The sequence below is a fragment of the Pseudomonas sp. MLB6B genome (assembly GCF_054508135.1).
This window is the reverse complement of record NZ_CP199313.1, coordinates 1,717,641-1,740,367: the sequence shown is the minus strand read 5'-3', so window position 1 is coordinate 1,740,367 and position 22,727 is coordinate 1,717,641. Positions and strand designations below refer to the sequence as shown.

The 22,727-nt window shown below is 68.9% G+C and carries 3 protein-coding genes; all 3 read left to right on the top strand.

The window, feature by feature from the left end; translation table 11 throughout:
- The first annotated feature begins 41 nt into the window (after positions 1 to 41).
- The 3 genes from ACSMEV_RS07485 to ACSMEV_RS07475 all read left to right on the top strand — a co-directional run bounded on the left by ACSMEV_RS07485 (position 42) and on the right by ACSMEV_RS07475 (position 22,572).
- Positions 42 to 18,737, top strand: a complete 18,696-nt coding sequence (locus tag ACSMEV_RS07485; RefSeq protein WP_459207856.1) for a BapA/Bap/LapF family large adhesin — start codon at positions 42 to 44, stop codon at positions 18,735 to 18,737.
- Positions 18,738 to 18,994: 257 nt separating this feature from the next.
- Positions 18,995 to 20,368, top strand: coding sequence for a TolC family outer membrane protein (locus ACSMEV_RS07480; RefSeq protein WP_459208305.1), 1,374 nt, complete (start codon positions 18,995 to 18,997; stop codon positions 20,366 to 20,368).
- Entirely contained in the window at positions 20,365 to 22,572 is a 2,208-nt protein-coding gene (locus ACSMEV_RS07475; RefSeq protein WP_459207855.1) for a type I secretion system permease/ATPase, read from the top strand. Before ACSMEV_RS07480 ends, ACSMEV_RS07475 begins: the two co-directional genes overlap by 4 nt.
- Positions 22,573 to 22,727: the final 155 nt, after the last annotated feature.

Below are 22,727 nucleotides of genomic sequence, written 5' to 3'. Positions count from 1 at the left end.
GCTGTGCGGTGTAACAGCCCTCCATCCAGCAGGGAGCACATATGGACAACATCGTCGTCGCCGACAAGAGCACCGAACAACTGTCGCAGTCCGCTTGGGGCGATCTCACCCTCAACCAGCCCAGCCTGGTGCAACTGCCGGTCTCGCCCGATCGTGTGGCCAACGTCGTGCGTGATGGGCAGAACCTAGTCGTCACGCTCAAGACCGGCGAAAAGGTCACCCTCGGCAACTTCTTCGTGGTCAACGACGCCGGGATCGGCAACGACATCGTCTTCGTCGGCGAGGACGGCACGCTCTGGCACGGCCTCTACGACGCCGACGCCTTTACCGGGTTCACCTTCGACGACGTCGCCTCGCTCGACCAGCTGATGGCCGGCCTGGGCGAAGCGGGCAATGCCACACCGACCTTCGCCATTGCCGGGCTGGGCCTGCTCGGCGCCGGGGGCGCCGCAGCGGCGGCCGGGGGTGGCGGCGGTGGCGGTGGCGGTGGCGGCGGTGCCCCTGCGGACACTACGGCCCCGGCCGCTGCGACCGACCTGTTGGTCAGCGCCGACGGCCTGCGTTTGAGCGGGCGCGGCGAAGCCGGCAGCACCGTCAACGTGCGCGACGCGGCGGGCAATCTGATCGGCAGCGGTACGGTAGGCGGCGACGGCAGCTTCGACATCGCCCTGACGCCGGCCCAGGCCAATGGCGAAGCGCTGGGCGTCAGCCTGACCGACGCCGCTGGCAACACTTCCGAGTCCGCCACGGTCACAGCGCCCGACATCACCGCGCCGCAACCGCCCACGAACCTTGCGATCGACACTCAGGGCACGGTCGTCTCCGGCACCGCCGAGCCGGGCGCCACCGTGGTGGTGCGTGGCCCGGACGGCAGCCTGCTCGGCAGCGGCGTAGTAGCGGGCGATGGCAGCTTCAGCGTCACCTTGCAGCCGCCGCAAACGGGCGGGCAGCCCTTGCAGGTCAGCGTGACCGATCCGGCCGGCAACACGTCCGGCAGCACGGTCGTCACTGCGCCCGCGACCAACACCCCACCCGACACCAGCGCGCCGGACGCGCCCACCGACCTGGCCGTAAGCGCGGGCGGAAACCAACTGAGCGGCCGCGGCGAAGCCGGCGCCAGCGTCAACGTGCGCGATGCCCAGGGCAATGTGATCGGCACCGGCACCGTGGGCGCCGATGGCAGCTTCACCGTCGTGCTCGATCCTGCCGTGATCGACGGCAGTGCCCTGCAAGTGGACCTGACCGATGCCGCGGGCAATGTCTCGCAACCGGGCTCGGTACTGTCGCCAGACTTAACCGCACCCGCGCCGCTGACCGATTTGGCTGTGGCCAATGGCGTCACCTTGACCGGCACTGGCGAGCCTGGCGCCACGGTCCAGGTACGCGACGCCGCTGGCAATCTGATCGGCAGCGGTACCGTAGGCGTCGACGGCGGGTTCACGCTGACCCTCAACCCGGCGCAAGCGAACGGCGAGATCATCGATGTGCGCCAGACCGATGCGGCGGGCAACACCTCCGTGCCGCTGACGTTCCAGGTACCCGACATCACCGCCCCCAACGCGCCCACCGCATTGGCCGTCAGCGCCGACGGCACGGTGCTGACCGGCCGCGCCGAACCCGGCAGTACCGTGCGTGTGGTCGATGCGCAAGGCAACGTGCTCGGTACGGCTACCGTCAACGCTGCCGGCAGTTTCGCGGTCACGCTCACACCGCCGCAAATCGACGGTCAGGCGCTGTCGGTCACTGCGCAGGATGCGGCCGGGAATACTTCGGCCGGCGCGGCAGTGACCGCGCCCGATGTGGATGCGCCGGTCGATACCACTGCGCCCGATGCGCCCACCAACTTGGTCGTCAGCCCAGGCGGCAGCCAGCTGAGCGGCCGTGGCGAGGCCGGCACTATCGTCAACGTGCGCGATGCCCAAGGCAACCTGATCGGCACGGGAGTGGTCGCTGCCGATGGCAGCTTCAACGTTGCGCTCAATCCTGCCGTCATCGATGGCAGCGCTTTGCAAGTGGACCTGACCGATGCCGCGGGCAACGTCTCGCAACCGGGATCGGTGCTGTCGCCGGACCTGACCGCACCCGCACCGCTGACCGATCTAGCAGTCGCCAATGGCGTCACCCTGACCGGCACCGGCGAGCCTGGCGCCACAGTCCAGGTGCGTGACGCTCAAGGCAACCTGATCGGTACCGGCACTGTAGGTGCCGATGGCAGCTTCACCCTTACCCTTGACCCAGCTCAGGCCAATGGCGAATTCATCGACGTGCGCCAGACCGACGCGGCAGGCAACACCTCCGTGCCGCTGGCCTTCCAAGTGCCCGATATCACTGCCCCTGCGGCCGTCACCAACGTGGTGGTCGGCGTCGATGGCGTAACGCTGTCGGGCCGCGGCGAAGCCGGTGCCACCGTGCAGGTGCGCGACGCCGATGGCACTCTCATCGGCACCGGAACGGTGGCCGCCAACGGCACCTTCGTGCTGACGCTGGACACGCCTGTAGCGGCCGGCCAGGCCATCGCCCTCACGCAAACCGATGCTGCTGGCAACGTTTCGGCAGACCTGGACTTCACCATACCCGCTACCCCTGCACCGGCCAGCCCGACTGACTTGACCCTGAACGCGGACGGCACCCAACTGAGCGGCACCGCCACGCCCGGAAACCGTGTCGAGGCTCGCGCTGCGGACGGTACCTTACTGGGCAGCGCCGTCGCCGCAGCAGATGGCACCTTCACCATCACCCTGCAACCGCCTCAAGCCAACGGTGAGATCATCGATGCCGTGGCCATCGATGCCAACGGTCAAAGCTCGATCCCCGCTTCGCTCACAGCCCCCGACATCACCGCCCCCAACACTCCCACCGAATTGGCCGTCAGCGCCGACGGTACGGTACTGACCGGCCGCGCCGAACCTGGCAGTACCGTGCGTGTGGTCGATGCACAAGGCAACGTGCTCGGTACGGCTACCGTCAACGCTGCCGGCAGTTTCGCGGTCACGCTCACACCGCCGCAAATCGACGGTCAGGCGCTGTCGGTCACTGCGCAGGATACGGCCGGGAACACTTCGGCCGGCGCAGCGGTGACGGCGCCCGATGTGGATGCGCCGGTCGATACCACTGCGCCCGATGCGCCCACCAACCTGGTCGTCAGCCCAGGCGGCAGCCAGCTGAGCGGCCGTGGCGAGGCCGGCACTTCCGTCAATGTGCGCGATGCTCAAGGCAATGTGATTGGCACCGGGACCGTAGGCGCTGATGGCAGCTTCAACGTTGCGCTCAATCCCGCCGTCATCGACGGCAGTGCTCTGCAAGTGAACCTGACCGATGCCGCGGGCAACGTCTCGCAACCGGGGTCGGTGCTGGCGCCGGATCTGACCGCACCCGCGCCGCTTGCCGATCTGGCAGTCGCCAATGGCGTCACCCTGACCGGCACCGGCGAGCCTGGCGCCACGGTCCAGGTGCGTGATGCCAAGGGCAACCTGATTGGAACCGGCACCGTGGGTGCCGACGGTAACTTCACGCTCACCCTGAGCCCAGCTCAGGCCAATGGCGAATTCATCGACGTGCGCCAGACCGACGCGGCAGGCAACACCTCCGTGCCGCTGGCCTTCCAAGTGCCCGATATCACTGCCCCTGCGGCCGTCACCAACGTGGTGGTCGGCGCCGATGGCGTAACGCTGTCGGGCCGCGGCGAAGCCGGTGCCACCGTGCAGGTGCGCGACGCCGATGGCACTCTCATCGGCACCGGCACGGTGGCTGCAAACGGCACCTTCGTGCTGACGCTGGACACGCCTGTAGCGGCCGGCCAGGCCATCGCCCTTACGCAAACCGATGCTGCTGGCAACGTTTCGGCAGACCTGGACTTCACCATACCCGCTACCCCTGCACCGGCCAGCCCGACTGACTTGACCCTGAACGCGGACGGCACCCAACTGAGCGGCACCGCCACGCCCGGAAACCGTGTCGAGGCTCGCGCTGCGGACGGTACTTTGCTGGGCAGCGCCGTGGCCGCGGCGGACGGCACCTTCACCATCACCCTGCAACCGCCTCAAGCCAACGGTGAAATCATCGATGCCGTGGCGATAGACGCCAACGGGCAGAACTCCATTCCTACCTCGGTCGTCGCACCGGACATCACCGCACCGGACGAACCCACCCAGCTCGTCGTCAGTGCCGATGGCACCGTGTTGAGTGGTCGTGGCGAACCGGGTAGCACCGTGCAAGTGCTCGATGCCCAGGGCAATCAGATCGGCAGCGCCGTGGTCAATGCCGCCGGCACTTTCGCTGTGCCGCTCGACCCACCACAAACCACAGGGCAGACATTGGCGGTGACGGCACAGGACGCAGCCGGCAACGTTTCGGACAGCGTCGCGGCCACTGCGCCCAACGTGGAAGCTCCGGTCGACGTCACTGCACCTGAAGCACCCGTCGGTCTGGTCGTCAGCCCAGGCGGCAACCAATTGAACGGCCGTGGTGAGGCCGGCAGTACGGTCAACGTGCGCGACGCTCAAGGCAACCTGATCGGCACAGGCGTAGTCGCTGCTGATGGCAGCTTCACCGTTGCGCTGGAACCGGCCGTGATCGATGGCAGTGCTTTGCAAGTCGATCTGACCGATGCCGCTGGCAACGTCTCACAACCAGAGTCGGTGCTGTCACCCGACCTGACCGCACCGGCGCCGCTGACCGATTTGGCTGTGGCAGATGGTGTCACCCTGACCGGCACCGGCGAGCCTGGCGCTACCGTCCAGGTGCGCGACGCTCAAGGCAATCTGATCGGCACCGGCACCGTGGGTGCCGATGGCAGCTTCACCCTTACCCTTAACCCAGCTCAGGCCAATGGCGAATTCATCGACGTGCGCCAGACCGACGCAGCAGGCAACACCTCCGTGCCGCTGGCGTTCCAAGTACCCGACATCACTGCCCCTGCGGCCGTCACCAACGTGGTGGTCGCTGCCGATGGCGTGACGTTGTCGGGCCGGGGTGAAGCCGGTGCCACCGTGCAGGTGCGCGACGCCAATGGCAACCTCATCGGTACAGGCACGGTGGCTGCCAACGGTACCTTCGTACTGACCCTGGACACGCCTGTAGCGGCAAACCAAGCCATCGCCCTCACGCAAACCGACGCCGCCGGCAACGTTTCTCCAGACTTCGACTTCACCATACCCGCCACCCAAGCCCCGGCAAGCCCGACTGGACTGACCCTCAACGCGGACGGCACCCAACTGAGCGGCATCGCCACGCCCGGAAACCGTGTCGAGGTCCGCGCTGCGGACGGTACCTTACTGGGTAGCGCCGTGGCCGCAGCGGATGGCACCTTCACCATCAACCTGCAACCGGCCCAAGCCAACGGCGAACTGATCGATGCGGTTGCCATCGACGCCAACGGTCAAAGCTCGATCCCGACTTCGCTCACCGCGCCCGACATCACCGCCCCGAGCGTGCCGAGCGAACTGACCGTCAGCGCCGACGGCGCGTCCGTGGCCGGCCGTGGCGAACCGGGTAGCACCGTGCGCGTGCTCGATGCCCAGGGCAATCAGATCGGCAGCGCCGTGGTCAACGCCGCCGGCAGCTTCGCCGTGCCGCTCGACCCGCCGCAAACCGCGGGCCAGGCCCTTAACGTGACCGCACAGGATGCCGCCGGCAACGTCTCGACGCCCGTAGGCATCACCGCGCCCAACCTCGAACCGCCCGTCGACGTCACGCCGCCGGCCAGCCCGACCGACCTGGTGCTCAGCCCCGGTGGCGGACAGTTGAGTGGCCGTGGTGAAGCAGGCACGACGGTGACCGTACGCGATGCCCAAGGCAACGTGATCGGCACAGGATCGGTAGCCGCCGATGGCAGCTTCGTCCTCGCGCTTGCCCCTGCGATCGTCGACGGTAGCGCGTTGCAAGTGCGACTCACTGACGCCGCAGGCAACACCTCGACGCCCGCTTCGATCGCCACGCCAGACCTTACGGCACCGGCTCAGCCGACCGCACTGGCGCTGGCCGACGGCACCACCCTGAGCGGGTCGGGCGAACCTGGCGCCACTGTCGTGGTGCGCGACGCGTTGGGCAATGTGATCGGCACAGGACAGGTGCGTGCGGACGGTGGCTTCACCTTGACCCTCGATCCGGCACAGGCCAACGGCGAATTCATCGACGTGCGCCAGACCGACGGTGCCGGCAATGCATCCGCCCCTCTGGCCTTCCAAGCGCCCGACATCACTGCGCCTGAGGCGGTCACCAACGTGGTGGTCGGCGCCGATGGCGTAACGCTGTCGGGCCGCGGCGAAGCCGGTGCCACCGTGCAGGTGCGCGACGGCAACGGCAACCTCATCGGCACCGGTACGGTAGCCACCAACGGCACCTTCGTACTGACGCTGGACACGCCTGTAGCGGCAAACCAAGCCATCGCCCTCACGCAAACCGACGCCGCCGGCAACGTTTCTCCAGGCGTTGACTTCACCGTACCCGCCACCCCTGCCCCGGCCAGCCCGACTGGACTGACCCTCAACGCAGACGGCACCCAACTGAGCGGCACCGCCACGCCCGGAAACCGTGTCGAGGCCCGCGCTGCGGACGGCACCGTGCTGGGCAGAGCCGTTGCTGCGGCGGACGGTACTTTCACCCTTACCCTGCAACCGGCCCAAGCCAACGGCGAACTGATCGATGCGGTCGCCATCGACGCCAACGGTCAAAGCTCGATCCCCACCTCACTCACAGCCCCCGACATCACCGCCCCGAGCGTGCCGAGCGAACTGGTCGTCAGCGCCGACGGCGCGTCCGTGACCGGCCGTGGCGAACCGGGTAGCACCGTGCGCGTGCTCGATGCCCAGGGCAATCAGATCGGCAGTGCCGTGGTCAACGATGCTGGCAGCTTCACCGTGCCTTTGGTGCCGGCGCAGACCGCAGGGCAACCCCTGTCCGTCACTGCCCAGGATGCGGCCGGTAATGTCTCCGGCCCGGCCGCTGTCACCGCGCCCAACCTCGAACCGCCCGTCGACGTCACGCCGCCACAGGCGCCGCTCGACCTGGCGCTCGCCCCGAACGGCGTACGCCTGACCGGTAGCGGCGAAGCCAATGCCCAGGTGCAGGTGCGCGACGCCCAAGGCAACCTCGTCGCCAGCAGCACGGTAGGCGCCGATGGCCGCTTCAGCCTCGACCTCGCACCGGCAGTGATCGACGGCAGCACCTTGCGAGTGACCCTGGTCGATGCCGCCGGCAATGTCTCGGAGCCGACCCTGATCACCAGCCGCGACCTCACCGCACCGGAACAGCCCAGCGACCTGCAGTTGATCGACGGCAACCTGCTCAGCGGTGCCGGCGAGATCGGCGCCCAGGTCGAAGTGCGCGACGCCGCCGGCGTGCTGATCGGCAGTGGCAGCGTCGATGACGACGGGCGCTTCAACCTCATCCTCGACACACCCCAGCTCAATGGCGAGCAACTGGACGTACGCCTGATCGATGCGGCGGGCAACAGCTCGTCGCCATTGGTCTTCCAAGCGCCTGACAGCACCGCCCCCGACCTGGTCGGCAACATCGTGGTCAGTGCCGACGGCCTGCTCATCGCCGGGCGCGGTGAAGCCGGCGCTACGGTCAGCGTGCGCGATGCGGGCGGCCAGTTGCTGGCGAGCGGCGTGGTGGGCGTCGATGGCAATTTCCTCCTGCCATTGACCGACGCCATCCTGCCAGGCAGCGCCCTGACCTTCGTACAGACCGACGCAGCCGGCCTCACGTCGGTCCCGGTCAACTACCTCGTGCCACTGACCCCGCCGCCGCTCAGCCCCAGTGATCTGGTGCTGGCCGCAGACGGCAGCAGCCTCAGCGGCAGCGCTACGCCGGGCACGACGGTGCAAGTGCGCGACGCCAACGGCGAGGTCCTGAGCAGCGTCGGTGTGGGCGCCGAGGGCCGCTTCGACGTGGTGTTCGATCCACCGCAGGCCAACGGCGAGCAACTGCAAGTGGTCGTGGTCGACGGCGCAGGCAACGCTTCGCTGCCCGTGCCCATCGTCGCGCCCGACATCACCGCACCCGATGCGCCCAGCGCCTTGCTGGTCAGCGCCGACGGGCGAACCGTCATCGGCCGTGCCGAAGCGGGCAGCCAAGTGCAGGTCAGAGACGCCCAGGGCAATCTGCTCGGCAGCGCCCAGGCCAATGCCACGGGCAGCTTCAGCGTCACCCTGCAACCGGCCCAGGTCGCTGGCCAGCCGTTGCAGGTCAGCGCCACCGACAACGCAGGCAATACGTCGCTGGCCGGCAGCGTGACGGCACCGCAAATCGACGTACCGGTCGACACCACGCCACCGGCCGCACCGACGGCCCTGGCCATCAGCCTCGACGGCGCCACGCTGTCCGGGCGTGGCGAAGTCGGTACCACGGTGCGTGTGCTGAACGCCGAAGGCCAAGTCCTGGCAGAGGGCCAAGTGGCGCTCGATGGCCAGTTCATCCTCGACCTGGTGCCGGCCGTCATCGACGGCAGCGCACTGCGCGTGACCCTCACCGATGCGGCGGGAAACACTGCCAGCGCTTCGCTCGACGCACCCGACCTGACTGCGCCCGCGCAACCCACCGACCTATTGCTGGTGGACGGCCAGACCTTGAGCGGCAGCGCCCAAGCCGGTGCGCGGGTGGAGGTACGCGATGCCGACGGAACCCTGGTCGGGCAGGCCCTGGTCGATGCTCAAGGCCGCTTCAGCCTGAGCCTGGACGACCCGTTGCTCGACGGCGAAGCCCTGCTGATCGAAGTGATCGATGGCGCGGGCAATCGCTCGACGCCGCTGGACTACAACGTACCGGACGTCACCCCGCCAGGGCTGGTGCTCGGCGTGGTGGTGAGCGTGCTCGATGGGCTGGTCGCCGGCCGCGGCGAAGTCGGTGCCCGCGTGGAAGTACGGGACGCCAATGGCACGCTCTTGGGCGCCGCCGTGGTGGCCGACAACGGCACCTTCCTCGTTACCCTGGACACTGCGGTCGCCGCAGGCGATGCGCTGAACCTGGTACAGATCGACACGGCCGGCAACCGCTCTGCCGAGCTGTCGCTCAACGTGCCTGGCGAGGCCGTGTTACCAAGCCCGGCCAACGTGGTGGTGGCCGCAGACGGTGCCAGCGTCAGTGGCACCGCGCCAGCGGGCAGCCAGGTGCTGGTGCAAGATGCCGCCGGTAACCCATTGGGCGAGACGCGCGCCGATGCCGCGGGCAACTTCCAGTTGCCGCTCGTTCCGCCACTGGCCAACGGCGAAGACTTCAGCCTGGTCGTGGTCGATGCCGCCGGCAACAGTTCGTTGCCCACCCCGGCCGTAGCCCCAGACATCACCGCGCCATCGGCGCCGTCCGGCCTGCAACTGAGCGCCGACGGCACCACCCTCAACGGCCGCGGCGAGCCGGGTGCCAATGTGCAGGTGGTCGGCGCCGATGGCCAAGCGCTGGGTAATGGCGTGGTCAACGGCAACGGCAGCTTCAGCCTGGTACTGAACCCGGCGCAGGTCGCCGGCCAAGGGATCGACGTCGTCCTTACCGATGGCGCCGGCAACGTCTCCACGCCCGGCAGCATTACCGCGCCGAACCTGCTCGGCCCGCTGCAGCCCTCGGGCTTTGCCGTCGACGCTACCGGCACGCTGCTGACCGGCTTCGGCCAGGCGGGCTCCACCCTCAGGGTGCGCGACGGCGACGGCAACCTGCTGGGCAGCGCCACGGTCGACGCCACAGGCCGCTTCAGCCTCACCCTCAACCCGGCGCAACGCAACGGCGAAGCGCTGGACATCGAAGCCAGCGACGCCGCCGGCAACCTGGCCACGGTGACCTTCGCCGTGCCCGACATCGAGCCGCCGTTGCCGGTCACCCAGTTGCTGGTCAGCGCCGATGGCACCACGGTCAGCGGTCAGGGCGAAGCAGGCGCCACCGTGACCGTACGGGGCCCCGACGGCCTGCCTATAGGGACCGCGCTGGTGGCCGCCGATGGCAGCTTCAGCGTGCCCTTGGATACCGTGCAAACCAACGGCCAGACCTTGACCGTCGAACAACGCGATGTGGCCGGCAACCTGTCCACTCCAGCAACGGTCGGCGCCCCGGACCTGCAGACGCCAGAGCCTGCCAGCGCCCTGCAACTGCTGCCCGACGGCAGCGTGCTGATCGGCGTGGGCGAAGCCGGCACCACCGTCACCGTGCGCAACGCCGACGGCGTGGTCGGTACAGCCATCGTTGCCGAAGACGGCAGCTTCCGCGTGACGCTGCAACCCGCCCAACTCAACGGCCAGCTTCTTACTGTGACCCTGACCGACGGCGGCGGCAACGTGTCCACGGGCGTCGACCTGCAAGCGCCGGATCTGCAAGCGCCCGACATTGCCGCGGGGTTGTCACTCAGCGTCGACGGCACGTTGCTCATCGGCACCGCCGAACCGGGCGCCACCGTGGAGGTGCGTACCCTGCTGGGCGTGGTGCTGGGCGATGTCCTGGTCGGTGCCGACGGCAGTTTCCAGGTCGTTCTGCCTGCGCAGATCAACGGCCAGCTGCTGGATGTGGTGGTGATCGACGCACAGGGCAACGCCTCGGCGGCGGTACGCTACACGGCCAATGACACCAGCGCCCCCCTGGCACCCGAGAACCTACAGATCAGCCCCAACGGCAACCAGTTGTCCGGCACGGGCGAAGTGGGCAGCCGCGTGGAAGTACGCAACGGCGCAGGTGTTCTGCTCGGCCAGGGCGTGGTGCAGCCCGGCGGCCTGTTCGTGGTCAACCTGGCGCCGCTGCAAAACGAGGGTCAGACCCTGCAGGTGACCCTCACCGATGCGGCGAACAACACTTCCACCCCCACAGACGTGACCGCGCCCGACACTGCGCCGCTGGAGGCGCCGCTGGGCAGCGTCAGCGTCGACGGCAGCACCGTCAGCGGTACGGCCGTTGGCGCCGTGAGCATCACCCTGCGCGATGCCGCCGGGCTCGAGTTGATCACCGTGCCAGTGCAAGCCGACGGTGCCTTCACCGCGACCCTGCCCGCCGCGCTGGCCAACGGCGAGCTGATCAGCCTGATCGCCACCGATGGCGCCGGCCTGACCTCGGTCGAGGCGCTGTTAAACGCCCCTGATACGACCCCACCCGAAGCCGCGCTCAACGTCTCGGTGAGCCTGGACGGTGCCAGCATCAGCGGCAACGCCGAGCCGGGCAGCACGGTGGTCGTGCGTAACGCAGGCATTGAGTTGGGCCGCGTACAGGTCGGCAACGACGGCACGTTCGTGGTGCCTCTGCTGCCGGCGCTGCTGGCTGGCGACAGTGCCGAGCTGGTGGTGGTCGATGCCGCCGGCAACGAGAACCCGGTGCCTACACCGGTGGACGGCCCGCTCGGCATCGTCGTCGAAACTCCCTCCCAAGTGCAGCTCAGCGCCGACGGCTTCAGCCTCACCGGCGTGGGCACGGCCGGCTGCCAGATCAGCGTGGTCGCCGGGGGCGTGACCCTGGGCACCGGCACGGTGGGCTCGGATGGCACCTTCCTGGTGTTCCTGCGCATCGCCGCCTTCGGCGGCCAGACGCTACAGGTCAACGCTTCGCTGCAAGGCGTGGTGTCGGCGCCGGTCAGCGTGGTCGCGCCGGACGTTACGGCGCCGGATGCCCCACTGGTGACACTGGTCGAACGCGACGGCACGGCCTTGAGCGGGCGTGGCGAAGTGGGCGCGACCGTCACCGTGCGCGATTCCGGCGGCGCCCTGCTCGGCAGCGCCGTGGTCGATGCCACCGGCGCTTTCACCGTGGCCTTGAACCCAGCCCCAGTGAACGGCGAAACCCTGCTGGTGCGCCAAGCCGATGCGGCCGGCAATCTTTCGCTGGCGATTTCGGCCAATGCGCCTGACATCACGCCACCGGCCATCGCCTCGGGCCTGAGTCTGAACGATGCCGCCACGGTGGTCAGCGGCCAGGGCGAAAGCGGTGCGCTGGTGACCGTGCGCGATGCCAACGGCCTGGTGCTCGCTACCGGCACGGTCAACCAGGTCGGGCAGTTCCAGATCACCCTGCCGATCACCCAGGTCAGCGGTGCGCCCTTGCAAATCACCTTGACCGACCGCGCTGGCAACACCTCCGAGCCGGTCGCCCTGGCCACCCCGGATCGCACCCCACCGCTGGCGGTCGGGCAACTGGTGTTGAGCGCCGACGGCAGCCAGCTCACCGGTACCGGCGAACCCGGTGCCAGCGTGCGTGTACGCACGCCCGAGGGCACCTTGATAGGCAGCGCGACCGTGGCCGACAACGGCCTGTTCGCGGTCACGCTGACACCGCCACAAACCACGGGCTTGACCTTGGGCGTGACCCAAGCGGACGCAGCCGGCAACCTGTCGCCGGCGATCGCTCTGACCACTCCCGATCTGCAACCGCCCGCCTCGTTGAGCAACCTGGTGCTGAACAACGACGGCCTGACCCTGAGCGGTCTGGGCCAAGCGGGCAACACGGTGGAGGTGCGCAGCGCGGCGGGCACGTTGATCGGCACCGGCACGGTCGCCGGCAACGGCACCTTCGTCCTGACGCTGGACGCCGCACAGCTCGACGCCGAGCGGCTGAGCGCGGTGCAGGTGAACGCCGGCGGCATCGCCTCGGCTGCCGTACCGGTCATCGCCCCCGACCTCACGCCGCCCGCCGCGCCCAGCGACCTGCTGCTGGCCAGCGGTGGCCTGCAACTCACCGGCAGCGCCGAAGCCGGCAGCATCGTGCAAGTGCGCGATGCCCAAGGCCTGCTGCTGGGTGCCGTCCTGGTCGAGGCCAATGGCACCTTCCGCCTGACCCTCGCGACGCCACAGGTCGATGGCCAAGCGCTGCAGGTGACCGCCACCGATGCCGCCGGCAACCGCTCGGCGGTGGCCGATCTGGTCGCCGCCGACACCACCCCGCCCGACTTCGTCAGCAACCTGGCACTGTCGGCCGATGGCGCGACCCTGACCGGCCATGGCGAGGCAGGTGCCGACGTCACGGTCAACGTCATCGACACCAATGGCACCGTGCTCGGCACCGGCGTGGTCGATGCCGACGGGCGCTTCGCGATCACCCTCGATCCGCCTGCCACACCGGGCCTGCCGCTCGGCATCGTGCAAGTGGACGCCAACGGCAACGCATCGCCTGCCCTGACCTTCGACGTGCCGGCCATCCCCGCGCCACAGACGCCCACCCAACTGCTGTTGGCCGACGACGGCCTGAGCATAAGTGGCGTCGGCAGCGCCGGCAGCACGGTGCAGGTATACGGCCCCAACGGGCTGTTGCTGGGCAGCGCGGCGGTGCTTGCGGACGGCACTTTCAACGTGACCTTGAACAGCCGCCAGGCCAACGGCGAGCGCTTGGAAATCAGCGCCGAGGGTGCCGCCGGCACGCTGTCGCTGCCAGCCACGCTGCAAGCGCCGGACCTGATCGCGCCACAGCCCCTGACGCAGTTGTCGCTGTCCGCCGATGGCCTGGTGCTCAGCGGCAAGGGCGAAGCCGGCGCCACGGTGAGCGTCAGCGGTAGCGGCGGCCTGATCTTGGGCACGGCCCAGGTGGCGGCCGACGGCAGCTTCAGCGTCACCCTCGATGCCGCGCAACTCAACGGCGAGCGTCTCAACGCCACACAGGCCGATGCGGCCGGCAACACCTCCGACAGCATCGCTCTGCTGGCGCCGGACCGCACGGCACCCGAAGCCCCGGCCGATCTGCGCCTCACCAGCGGTGGCGGGGTGCTGTTGGGCACAGGCGAAGCGGGTGCCCAGGTCAGCGTGCTGGATGCCGACGGCGCCTTGTTGGGCAGCGCTACGGTGCTGCTCAACGGCACCTTCGAAGTGGCGCTCACGCCGCTTCAGGCCAATGGCCAGATCCTCCACGTGGTGCTCACCGACGCGGCCGGCAACCGCTCGGCGGCCACCGACCTCACGGCCCCAGACACCACGGCGCCCGCCCTGCTGCGCGACGTGAGCATTTCCGCCGACGGTGTGACGTTGACCGGTCGCGGCGAAGTGGCCGCCGTGGTGACAGTGCGCAATACGGCTGGCGAACCCTTGGGCACGGCGACCGTCGATGCCAGCGGCAACTTCAGCCTGACCCTGACTCCGGCGCTGACCAATGCCGAGGCCCTGAGCCTCGTCCAGGCCGATGCGGCCGGTAACCTGTCGCCAGTGCTGGTCCTCAACACCCCGGACTTCACCCCGCCCGAGCCGCTCAGCGCGGTACAGATCAGCGTCGACGGCAGCGTGGTCACCGGGCGCGGCGAACCGGGGTCGACGGTGACCGTGCGCGGTGTCGCAGGCCAAGTGCTGGGCAGCGGTCTGGTGCAGGCCGACGAGACCTTCCGCGTCGAGCTCGATCCACCGCAGATCAACAACCAGATCCTCGACGTGCAGCAGGCCGATCCGCCTGGCAACCTCAGCCAGGCGGTGCAGATCACCGCACCCGACCGTACCCCACCAGTGGCGCCGGACAACCTGGCGCTCAACGGCGCGGGCAACCAGCTTAGCGGCACGGGCGAGGCCGGCACCACGGTCAGGGTCAGCCTGGGAGGTCTGACGATCGGTACCGCCAGCGTGGGTGCCGACGGCCGCTTCGTGGTGCAACTCGAGGTCGCGCAACGCAACGGCGAACGCCTGCAAGTCACCCTCGAAGACGCCAGCCAGAACGTGTCGCTACCTACGTCCCTGGTCGCGCTGGACGTCACGCCACCGGCGCAGGTGGTCGCCACCCTCAATGCCGACGGTACGCAGATCAGTGGCAGCGGCGAAGCCGGCGCGCGGGTGACGGTGGTCAACGATGCGGGCAACGTCGTGGCCCAAGGTGTGATCGACGCCGACGGCCAGTTCGTTCTGAACCTTGCCGCCGCGCAGCAGAACGGCCAAGTGCTGAGAATCGTGGCGCAGGACGCCACGGGCAACCCGTCGGTGCCGCTGTTGCTCACCGCGCAAGACCTCACCCCGCCTGCGCCACTGCTCGACCTCAGCCTCAATGCGGCGGGTACGCTGCTCACCGGCACGGGTGAAGTGGGCAGCACGGTGATCGTGCGTGCCGCCAACGGCGCCGTGCTGGGCGAAGTGCAAGTGCCGACCGGTGGCGCCTTCGGGGTGCCGATAGCGCCTGCGCAGCTCAACGGCCAGACGTTGACCGTGAGTGCGACCGATGCCGCGGGCAATACGTCCGACGCACAAACCGTGGTCGCTCTGGACGTCACGCCACCGGCGCTGGTGACCAACCTGTCGATCAACACCGCTTATGACGTGCTGACCGGCCGCGGCGAGGCGGGTGCCACGGTACGTGTCACCGAAGGCGCCACGACGCTGGGCACCGCGGTGGTGGCGGCCAATGGCACCTTCCAGGTGACGCTGGTACCGACCGCCACACCGGGTGTGGCGCTGTCGATCACGCAGACCGACGTGGCCGGCAATCCATCCCTGCCTGCGGACTTCGACACGCCGCTCGAACCCGTACCGCCAGCGCCTACCGGCGTGTTGCTCAGCGCCGATGGCCTGGTCGTCACGGGCCTCGCCACGGCCGGCAGCGAAGTGCGGGTGTTCGACGCCGCCGGGGGCCAGCTCGGTGTTGCCGAGGCGACCCTGCAGGGCACCTTCCAGATCACCCTGGCGCAAGCGCAACTCAACGGCCAGATGCTCGAAGTCGTCGCCAGCTCCAGCGGCGGCGCGTCGCAGCCGTTCGTGCTGATGGCCGCGGACGTCACGGCACCTGCGCAGCCCGTGGTCGTATCCTTGTCGGGCAACGGCCTGGTGCTCAGCGGTACGGGCGAGGCCGGGGCCACGGTCACGGTACGCAGCGCGCTGGGCGCTACCTTGGGCACCGCACTGGTCTCGGCGGCGGGTACCTTCGTCGTTACCCTGGCCAGCCCGCAGCTCAACGGCCAGACCCTCAGCGTGCAGCAGACCGATGCCGCCGGTAATGGCTCGGTCGTGCTCGACTACAGCGTGCCGGACGTGCAAGCGCCCAGCGCACCGGGCAACCTGCAACTGCTCGACGGCGGCTTGCGCCTGGTCGGCACGGGCGAGGCTGGCGCCCTGGTGAGCGTCAGCGGCCGCGGCGGCGTGTCCTTGGGTTCGGTGCAGGTCGGTGCCAACGGCCAGTTCGAACTGACGCTGCCCAGCGCCCAGCTCGATGGCCAGGTGCTGACCGTGCGCCAGGCCGACCGCGCCGGCAACCTGTCGGCCAGCGCCACCCTCACCGCCGCCGACACCACGGCGCCCACCGCGCCGAGCGTGGCCATCAACGCGGCGGGCACCGTGCTCACTGGCACGGGCGAGGCCGGCACGCGGGTGACCGTGCGCAGCAATGGCGCGGTCGTCGGCAGTGCCACGGTGGCGGCCAACGGCACCTACGTGGTCACGCTGACCACGCCACAGGCCAACTTCGAAACCCTCAGCGTCACCCTGACCGACGGGGCAGGCAACGTCTCGCCGGTGAGCACCGTGGTGGCGCCCGACTTCACCCCACCGAGCCTGGCGGGCAACCTGCTGGTCAACGCCACCGGCACGCTGCTCACCGGCAGCGGCGAAGTGGGCGCCAGCGTCACCGTGCGCGGCGCCGACGGCAGCGTGCTGCAAAGCGGTGTGGTGATCGGCGCCACGGGGCTGTTCAGCGTGGTGCTGAACCCGGCGCAGGACAACGGCCAGGCCTTGACCGTGAGCCTCACCGACCCGCGCGGCAACGTGTCGGCCAACGCCACGGTGGTGGCGCCGGACATCGACGTAAACCTGCCGGTAGTGGCCAGCGACAACCTGGCGACCGCCGTGGTCAACCTGGCGCCGGTGGTCGTCACGCAAGCACCGATCAACGACAGCTACACCCTGCTGGTAGGCCTCAACACCAGCAAGACCTTCAGCTGGACGGTCGCCGCCGGCACCACCGCCAATCCGGTCCTGACCCTGAGCACCGACAACTTGTTGGGCCTGCTCAACAGCTCGACCTTCACCTTGCAGGTGAAGAATGCCAGCGGCGCCTGGGTGGACATCGCCACCGCCAACGATTCGGCGTTGCTGACCCTGGTGCTGCTGCCGGGGGTGGGGCTGCGCGCCACGATCGGCACGTTGCAGGCCGGTGACTACCAACTGGTGACGCGTTCCGGTGGGCTGGGCGTGCTGACCACGGTCAATACCCGTCTGGACATCGAAACCACCAGCCTGACCCAGTTCACCGGCACGGGCACGGCGCTGGTCGGCAACGTCGTCAGCGACCTGGGCACCGATGGCACCCGCGACATTCTCGGGCCGGACAGCGGCGCCGTATTGCAGGTGCTCAAGGCCGGCAGCTACGTCACGGCAGGGGCCGGCACCACGGTCCAGGGCCAGTACGGCAGCCTGCTGATCCGTGCCGACGGCAGCTATACCTACACCCCCAACGGCAGCACCGCGAGCGTCGGCAAGGTCGATGTGTTCAGCTATCAGTTGGCGCACCCCAACGGCAAGAGCGACACCGCCAACCTCTACGTGCGCATCGACAGCCCACAGGCGACCGAGGTGTGGAACGACAGCAACCTCGCCGCGCCGGCCAGGCTGGTGGACGCCGTGGACGACGTGGGCCGCAGCAACGTGGTACTGGCCAACAAGGTCACGACGGCGACCCAGGACTTCGCCCGCATAGACCTGCCGGCGCTGGCAGGCGTCAAATCCAGCGTGTTGGGCCACACCGTGGCCGCCGGCACCACCGCCGACCTGCAAGTGGTGCTGACTTCCAACAACCTGCTGGCGCTGCTCGGCGGTGCCTCGGTGCAGTTGCAGAAGCTCAATGCCAGTGGCCAGTACGTGACCGTGCAGACCGTCAACGGCAACGACCTGCTGAGTCTGGTGAACAACACCGCGCGCGGCTATACCTTCGCCAACCAGAGCGCCGGCACCTATCAGGTCACGGTCAAGGCCAGCGGCTTGGTGGGCCTGGGGTCGAGCTTGAGCTCCACGCTCAACACCAGCACCAAGTCGCTTACCGAGTTCGTGGTCGACCGTTCCAGCGTCGCCACTGGCAACTTGCTGACCGGCGACACCTTGGGTTCGAACCTCACCACCCTGAGCGTGCAGACCGCTGCCAACATCTATGCGGTGCCCGGCTACAACGGCATCAGCGTGGTCGGACTGTACGGCATTCTGCTGGTGCAGGCCGACGGCAGCTACAGCTACACGCTCAAGCCCGGGCTGGGCGGTTCGGTGGTGGGCCAGGTGGATCAGTTCACCTACGCCCTCACCCACCCGAACGGCAGCGTCGACACCGCGCAGTTGAAGATCACCGTAGCCGAGGGGGCGGTGACGGGGGTACAGCGTTTGGCGGCACTGGACGACAACCCCGAGGCCACCTTGCTGATGGCCGCTGCGGCCGAGACGGACGAGCAGTCGGCCCAGGCGGTCGGCGACGACCCACGGGACGCCTCCACGGCCGACGAGGGTGCCGACGCCACTGCCACGACCGACGCGCCCTTGGGCGAAGACGCCTTCGCCCAGGTCGAGGACGTCGCCGAGGGCACCACCCTGCTCTGGCAAGGCGGCGACGCCAGCATCGACCTGGGCAGCCTGGTCGGTCAGGTGCAGGCGCTGGAAGTGCTCGACCTCAACGCCACCAGCGCGGTGAGCCTGAGCATCAGCCTGGAGGACGTGCTGGCGCTGAACGACGGCGCGGGCAGCCCACTGCTGATCAAAGGCGACGGTGCCGACTCGGTGCTGCTCGGCGAGCAGTGGAGCCTGGCGGGCCAGGGCGTGGCGGACGGCATCGACTACGACCAGTACACGGCCCAGCAAGACCCGAGCCAGCAACTGTGGATCCAGAACAGCGTGCATGTGGTTTAAGGAAAGCTGGTCTATGGTTGTAGGAAACGTCTTGATACGACGGTAACGCAAGGCGAGCACAGGCAGGATTTCGGTCCTGCCTGTACTCGATCCCGCCGGTGCGGTGAACCGGCCTATTTCTGAATCGATGGCAACACCTGCAAGCGCGTCGGGCCTGTGCCCGGCGGTCACGGACGACACGGTATTAAGGGAATGATGTGAAACCAGGCTGTTCGCTGTTTCCGTTGTTGCCAGGCGCCTTGGGGCTTCTGGCACTGATGCTGCAACCGGCCGCCTTGGCCGACGACGATATCGATCCGGCCTTGCGCCAGATCAGCCCCTCCTCCATTCGCGACAGCCCGCAAGCCGTGCCGGCGCGACCACCGACGGGGCAGACGACGGCGGCCCAGGATCGCTTGGGCTTGGCCGAGGCTGCATTGCTTGCTGTGCAATGGCATCCGCGCATCGCCGAGGCCATCGGCGATCTCTATCGTCGGGGCGAAGGCGTCAACGTCGCCCGCTCCGGTTACTACCCGCAGATTACCGGGGGCGTGCGCACCGGTTTCGACTCCGGCTACGGCGGCGATCGCAGCAGCCAGGCGCTCAACCTCTCGCTCAAACAGATGCTCTACGACTTCGGCAAGGTCGATTACGCCGTCGATGCGGCCAACGCGGCTGCCGCACGCGCCCAGGCCAACATCCTCTTGGTGATCGACGAACTGGCGCGCGACACCGCCTATGCCTGGATCGAGACCCAACGCTACGCGCACCTGATGGACATCGCCCGCGCGCAGATCCAGGGTGTGGGCGAAATCGTCGGCCTGGCCCGCCAGCGCAGCGACATGGGCGCCAGCACCCGCTCCGACGTGGTCCAGGCGCAGTCGCGGGCCGAGGCGGCGCAGGCGGTGTTCGAGGAATACCAGGCGCAATACCAGCGCTGGCGGGCGGCACTGGCTACCCTGCTGGGGAAAAGTTCGCCTCCGCCGCTGAGCGACGAGGCGCCGGCCGAACTGGGCCAGGCCTGCCAGCGCCCGTTGGCTGGCGACGACCGTCTGCCGGCGGTGCTGATGGCCCTGGCCCAGCGCACGCAATCCCAGGCCGAGCTGGCCCAGGCCAAGGCCGAGGCGTATCCGACCCTGTCGCTGCAACCGCAGGTCAACCACTACCTGGACAACGACTACAACCGCGACAACCGCAACCTGGACCGTACCCAGGCCGGCATCTACCTCAATGTCGAAGTGCCGATCTATCAGGGCGGCGCCACCAGCGCCCGCGCCCGCGCCGCCGGCCATGCGCTGAGCGCCGCCGACTCGGCCGAAGACGCCGCACGCCTGGAGGCGCGCCGCGGCCTGGCCGAAGCCCAGGCGCAGACCTCGGGCCTGGGCCGCCGGCTGCGCTCGCTGGAGCTGCGCCAGGACAGCATCCAGGAAGCGCGCATGCTCTACGGCCGGCAGTACCTGGAGCTCGGCACCCGGCCCCTGCTCGACCTGCTCAACGCCGAGCAGGAAATCTACCAATCGCGCTTCGACATGGCCGCCACCCGTTCCGACCTGCTGCGCCTGAACGTCGACTGCCTATACAACAACGGCGCGCTGCGCCCGGTGCTGGGTCTCGAAGGCCAGCGCCTGCAAGGGGTGGAGATCCTGCCATGAACGACACCGTGAACCTGAGCAAACCGGTCGCTGCCACCCCCGACGCCGCTACAGGTGGCCCCGGCGCTGGCAACCCTACGCCGGACCACCCTGGCCAGCGCCCGGACCTCGGCCCTTGGCTGGAAAGCATGCTGCACGTGGCTCGGCACTATCGCCTCGACGTGTCGCCGCAACGCATCCGTCTGGCCGCCGCCGAAGACGCACGGCCCCTGGACGAGATCCTCCGGCACATGGCCCGCCAGGCCGGGCTGACCCTGCGCTTCGTGCGCTTCGACGCCAAGGGCCTGCGGCAGTGGCGCACGCCTTTGGTGCTGGAGCTGGACGACGGCCAACTGGCAGTGGTCGAGGCAGTGACCGAGGACGACCATCTGGCCGTGGTCTTCGCCGGCGACCAGGGCCTGGCCAGCCGCCTGCACCGCGACCAGTTGCAGGGCCGCATCGTCCGTGTCGCCCTGCTGCGTCCGGCGCGGCCGCTACGCGACGTACGCACCGACGACTACACCGCGCCCTACGACCGTCACTGGTTCGCGCGCATCGTGTTGCGCGACCTGCGCCCCTATGGTCAGGTCATGCTCGCCTCCCTGGTGGCCAACGTGCTGGCCCTGGCCGGGGTACTGTTCTCCATGCAGGTGTACGACCGGGTGATTCCGGCGGAGTCCTTGCCCACGCTGTACGTGCTGTTCGGCGGCGTGTTGCTGGCGCTGGTGTTCGACCTGACCATGCGCCTGCTGCGCCTGAAGGTCACCGATCTGCTGGGCAAGCGCGCCGACCTGCGCATCTCCGACTTGGTCTACGGCCATGCGCTGCGCCTGCGCAACTCGGTGCGGCCCAAGTCCACCGGCTCGTTCATCTCGCAGTTGCGCGAACTGGAGCAGATCCGCGACCTGATCACCTCCAGCACCGCCACGGCGCTGGCCGACCTGCCGTTCTTCCTGCTGTTCCTGTTCGTGTTCTGGCTGATCGGCGGCGTGCTGGTGATCATTCCGCTGGCGGCACTGGTGCTGATGCTCCTGCCCGGCCTCCTCGCCCAACGCCGCCTGGCGCGTCTGGCCAATGCGTCGATGCGCGAGTCGGCGCTGCGCAACGCCATGCTGGTGGAAAGCATCCAGGGGTTGGACGAGATCAAGGCCCTGCAAGCCGAAGCGCGCTTCGAGCGGCAATGGAACCAGTACAACGCCGCCTGCGCACACAACAGCCTGCGCCTGCGCACCCTGACCAACGGCCTGGTCACCTGGACGCAGAACATCCAGGGCGCGGTGTTCGCCGTGGTGGTGGTGGTCGGCGCGCCGATGGTGATCGCCGGCGATCTCACCACCGGCAGCTTGGTGGCGGCCTCGATGCTGGCCTCGCGCATGATGGCGCCGATGGCGCAACTGACCCACGTGCTGACCCGCTGGCAACAGGCCAAGGTGGCCCTGGAAGGCATCGACAAGCTGATGCAGAGCCCGGTCGACCATCCGGAAGGCGAAGCCCGCGTGCACCTGCCGGCGATCCATGGCGAGTACCACCTGCGCCAGGCGGTGTTCCGCTACAGCCCGGAAGCCGCGCCGGCGTTGAGCATCGGCCAGCTGAACATCGCCCCCGGCGAGCGTATCGCCGTGCTGGGGCGCAACGGTGCGGGCAAGTCCACCCTGCTGCAAGCCCTCGGCGGCGCCATGGACCTGGCACAGGGCGAGATCAGCCTCGACGGCATCGCCCTGGCCCACCTGGACCCGGCCGACCTGCGTCGCGACGTCGGCCTGCTGGCGCAACACGCACGGCTGTTCCACGGCACCTTGCGGGAAAACCTGACCCTGGGCAGCGGCCAGGCCAGCGACCAGGAGCTGGTCGCGGCGCTGGCGGCCAGCGGCGCCCTGGCCTTCGTGCGGCAACTGCCCAAGGGCCTCGACCACCTGATTCTGGAAGGCGGCCTGGGCCTGTCCGGCGGCCAGCGCCAGGCTCTGGTGCTGTCGCGTCTGCTCTTGCGCCAGCCGCAAGTGCTGCTGCTCGACGAGCCCACCGCCGCGCTGGACGACGTCACCGAGCGCGCGTTGCTGGACAACCTCGAGCGCTTCTGCCAGGGCCGCACGCTGGTCATCGCCACCCACCGCATGAGCGTGCTGCAACGGGTCGACCGGGTGCTGGTGCTCGACGGCGGGCGCATCGTCATCGACGACCAGCGCGACGCTGCGCTGGCGCGGCTGAGCCAGGGAGGCCAGGCATGAGCCGTGGGTTTTCGTTCGCTGCCAGTGGCGAGCGCCGATATGTTCCGCGCGCCGCCGAATCGACAGCGCTAGGCCAGAGAGGCCAGGCATGAGCCGTCCGTTTTCATCCGTTGCCTGTGGCGAGCGCCTACATGGTCCGCTCGCCGCCCCATCGA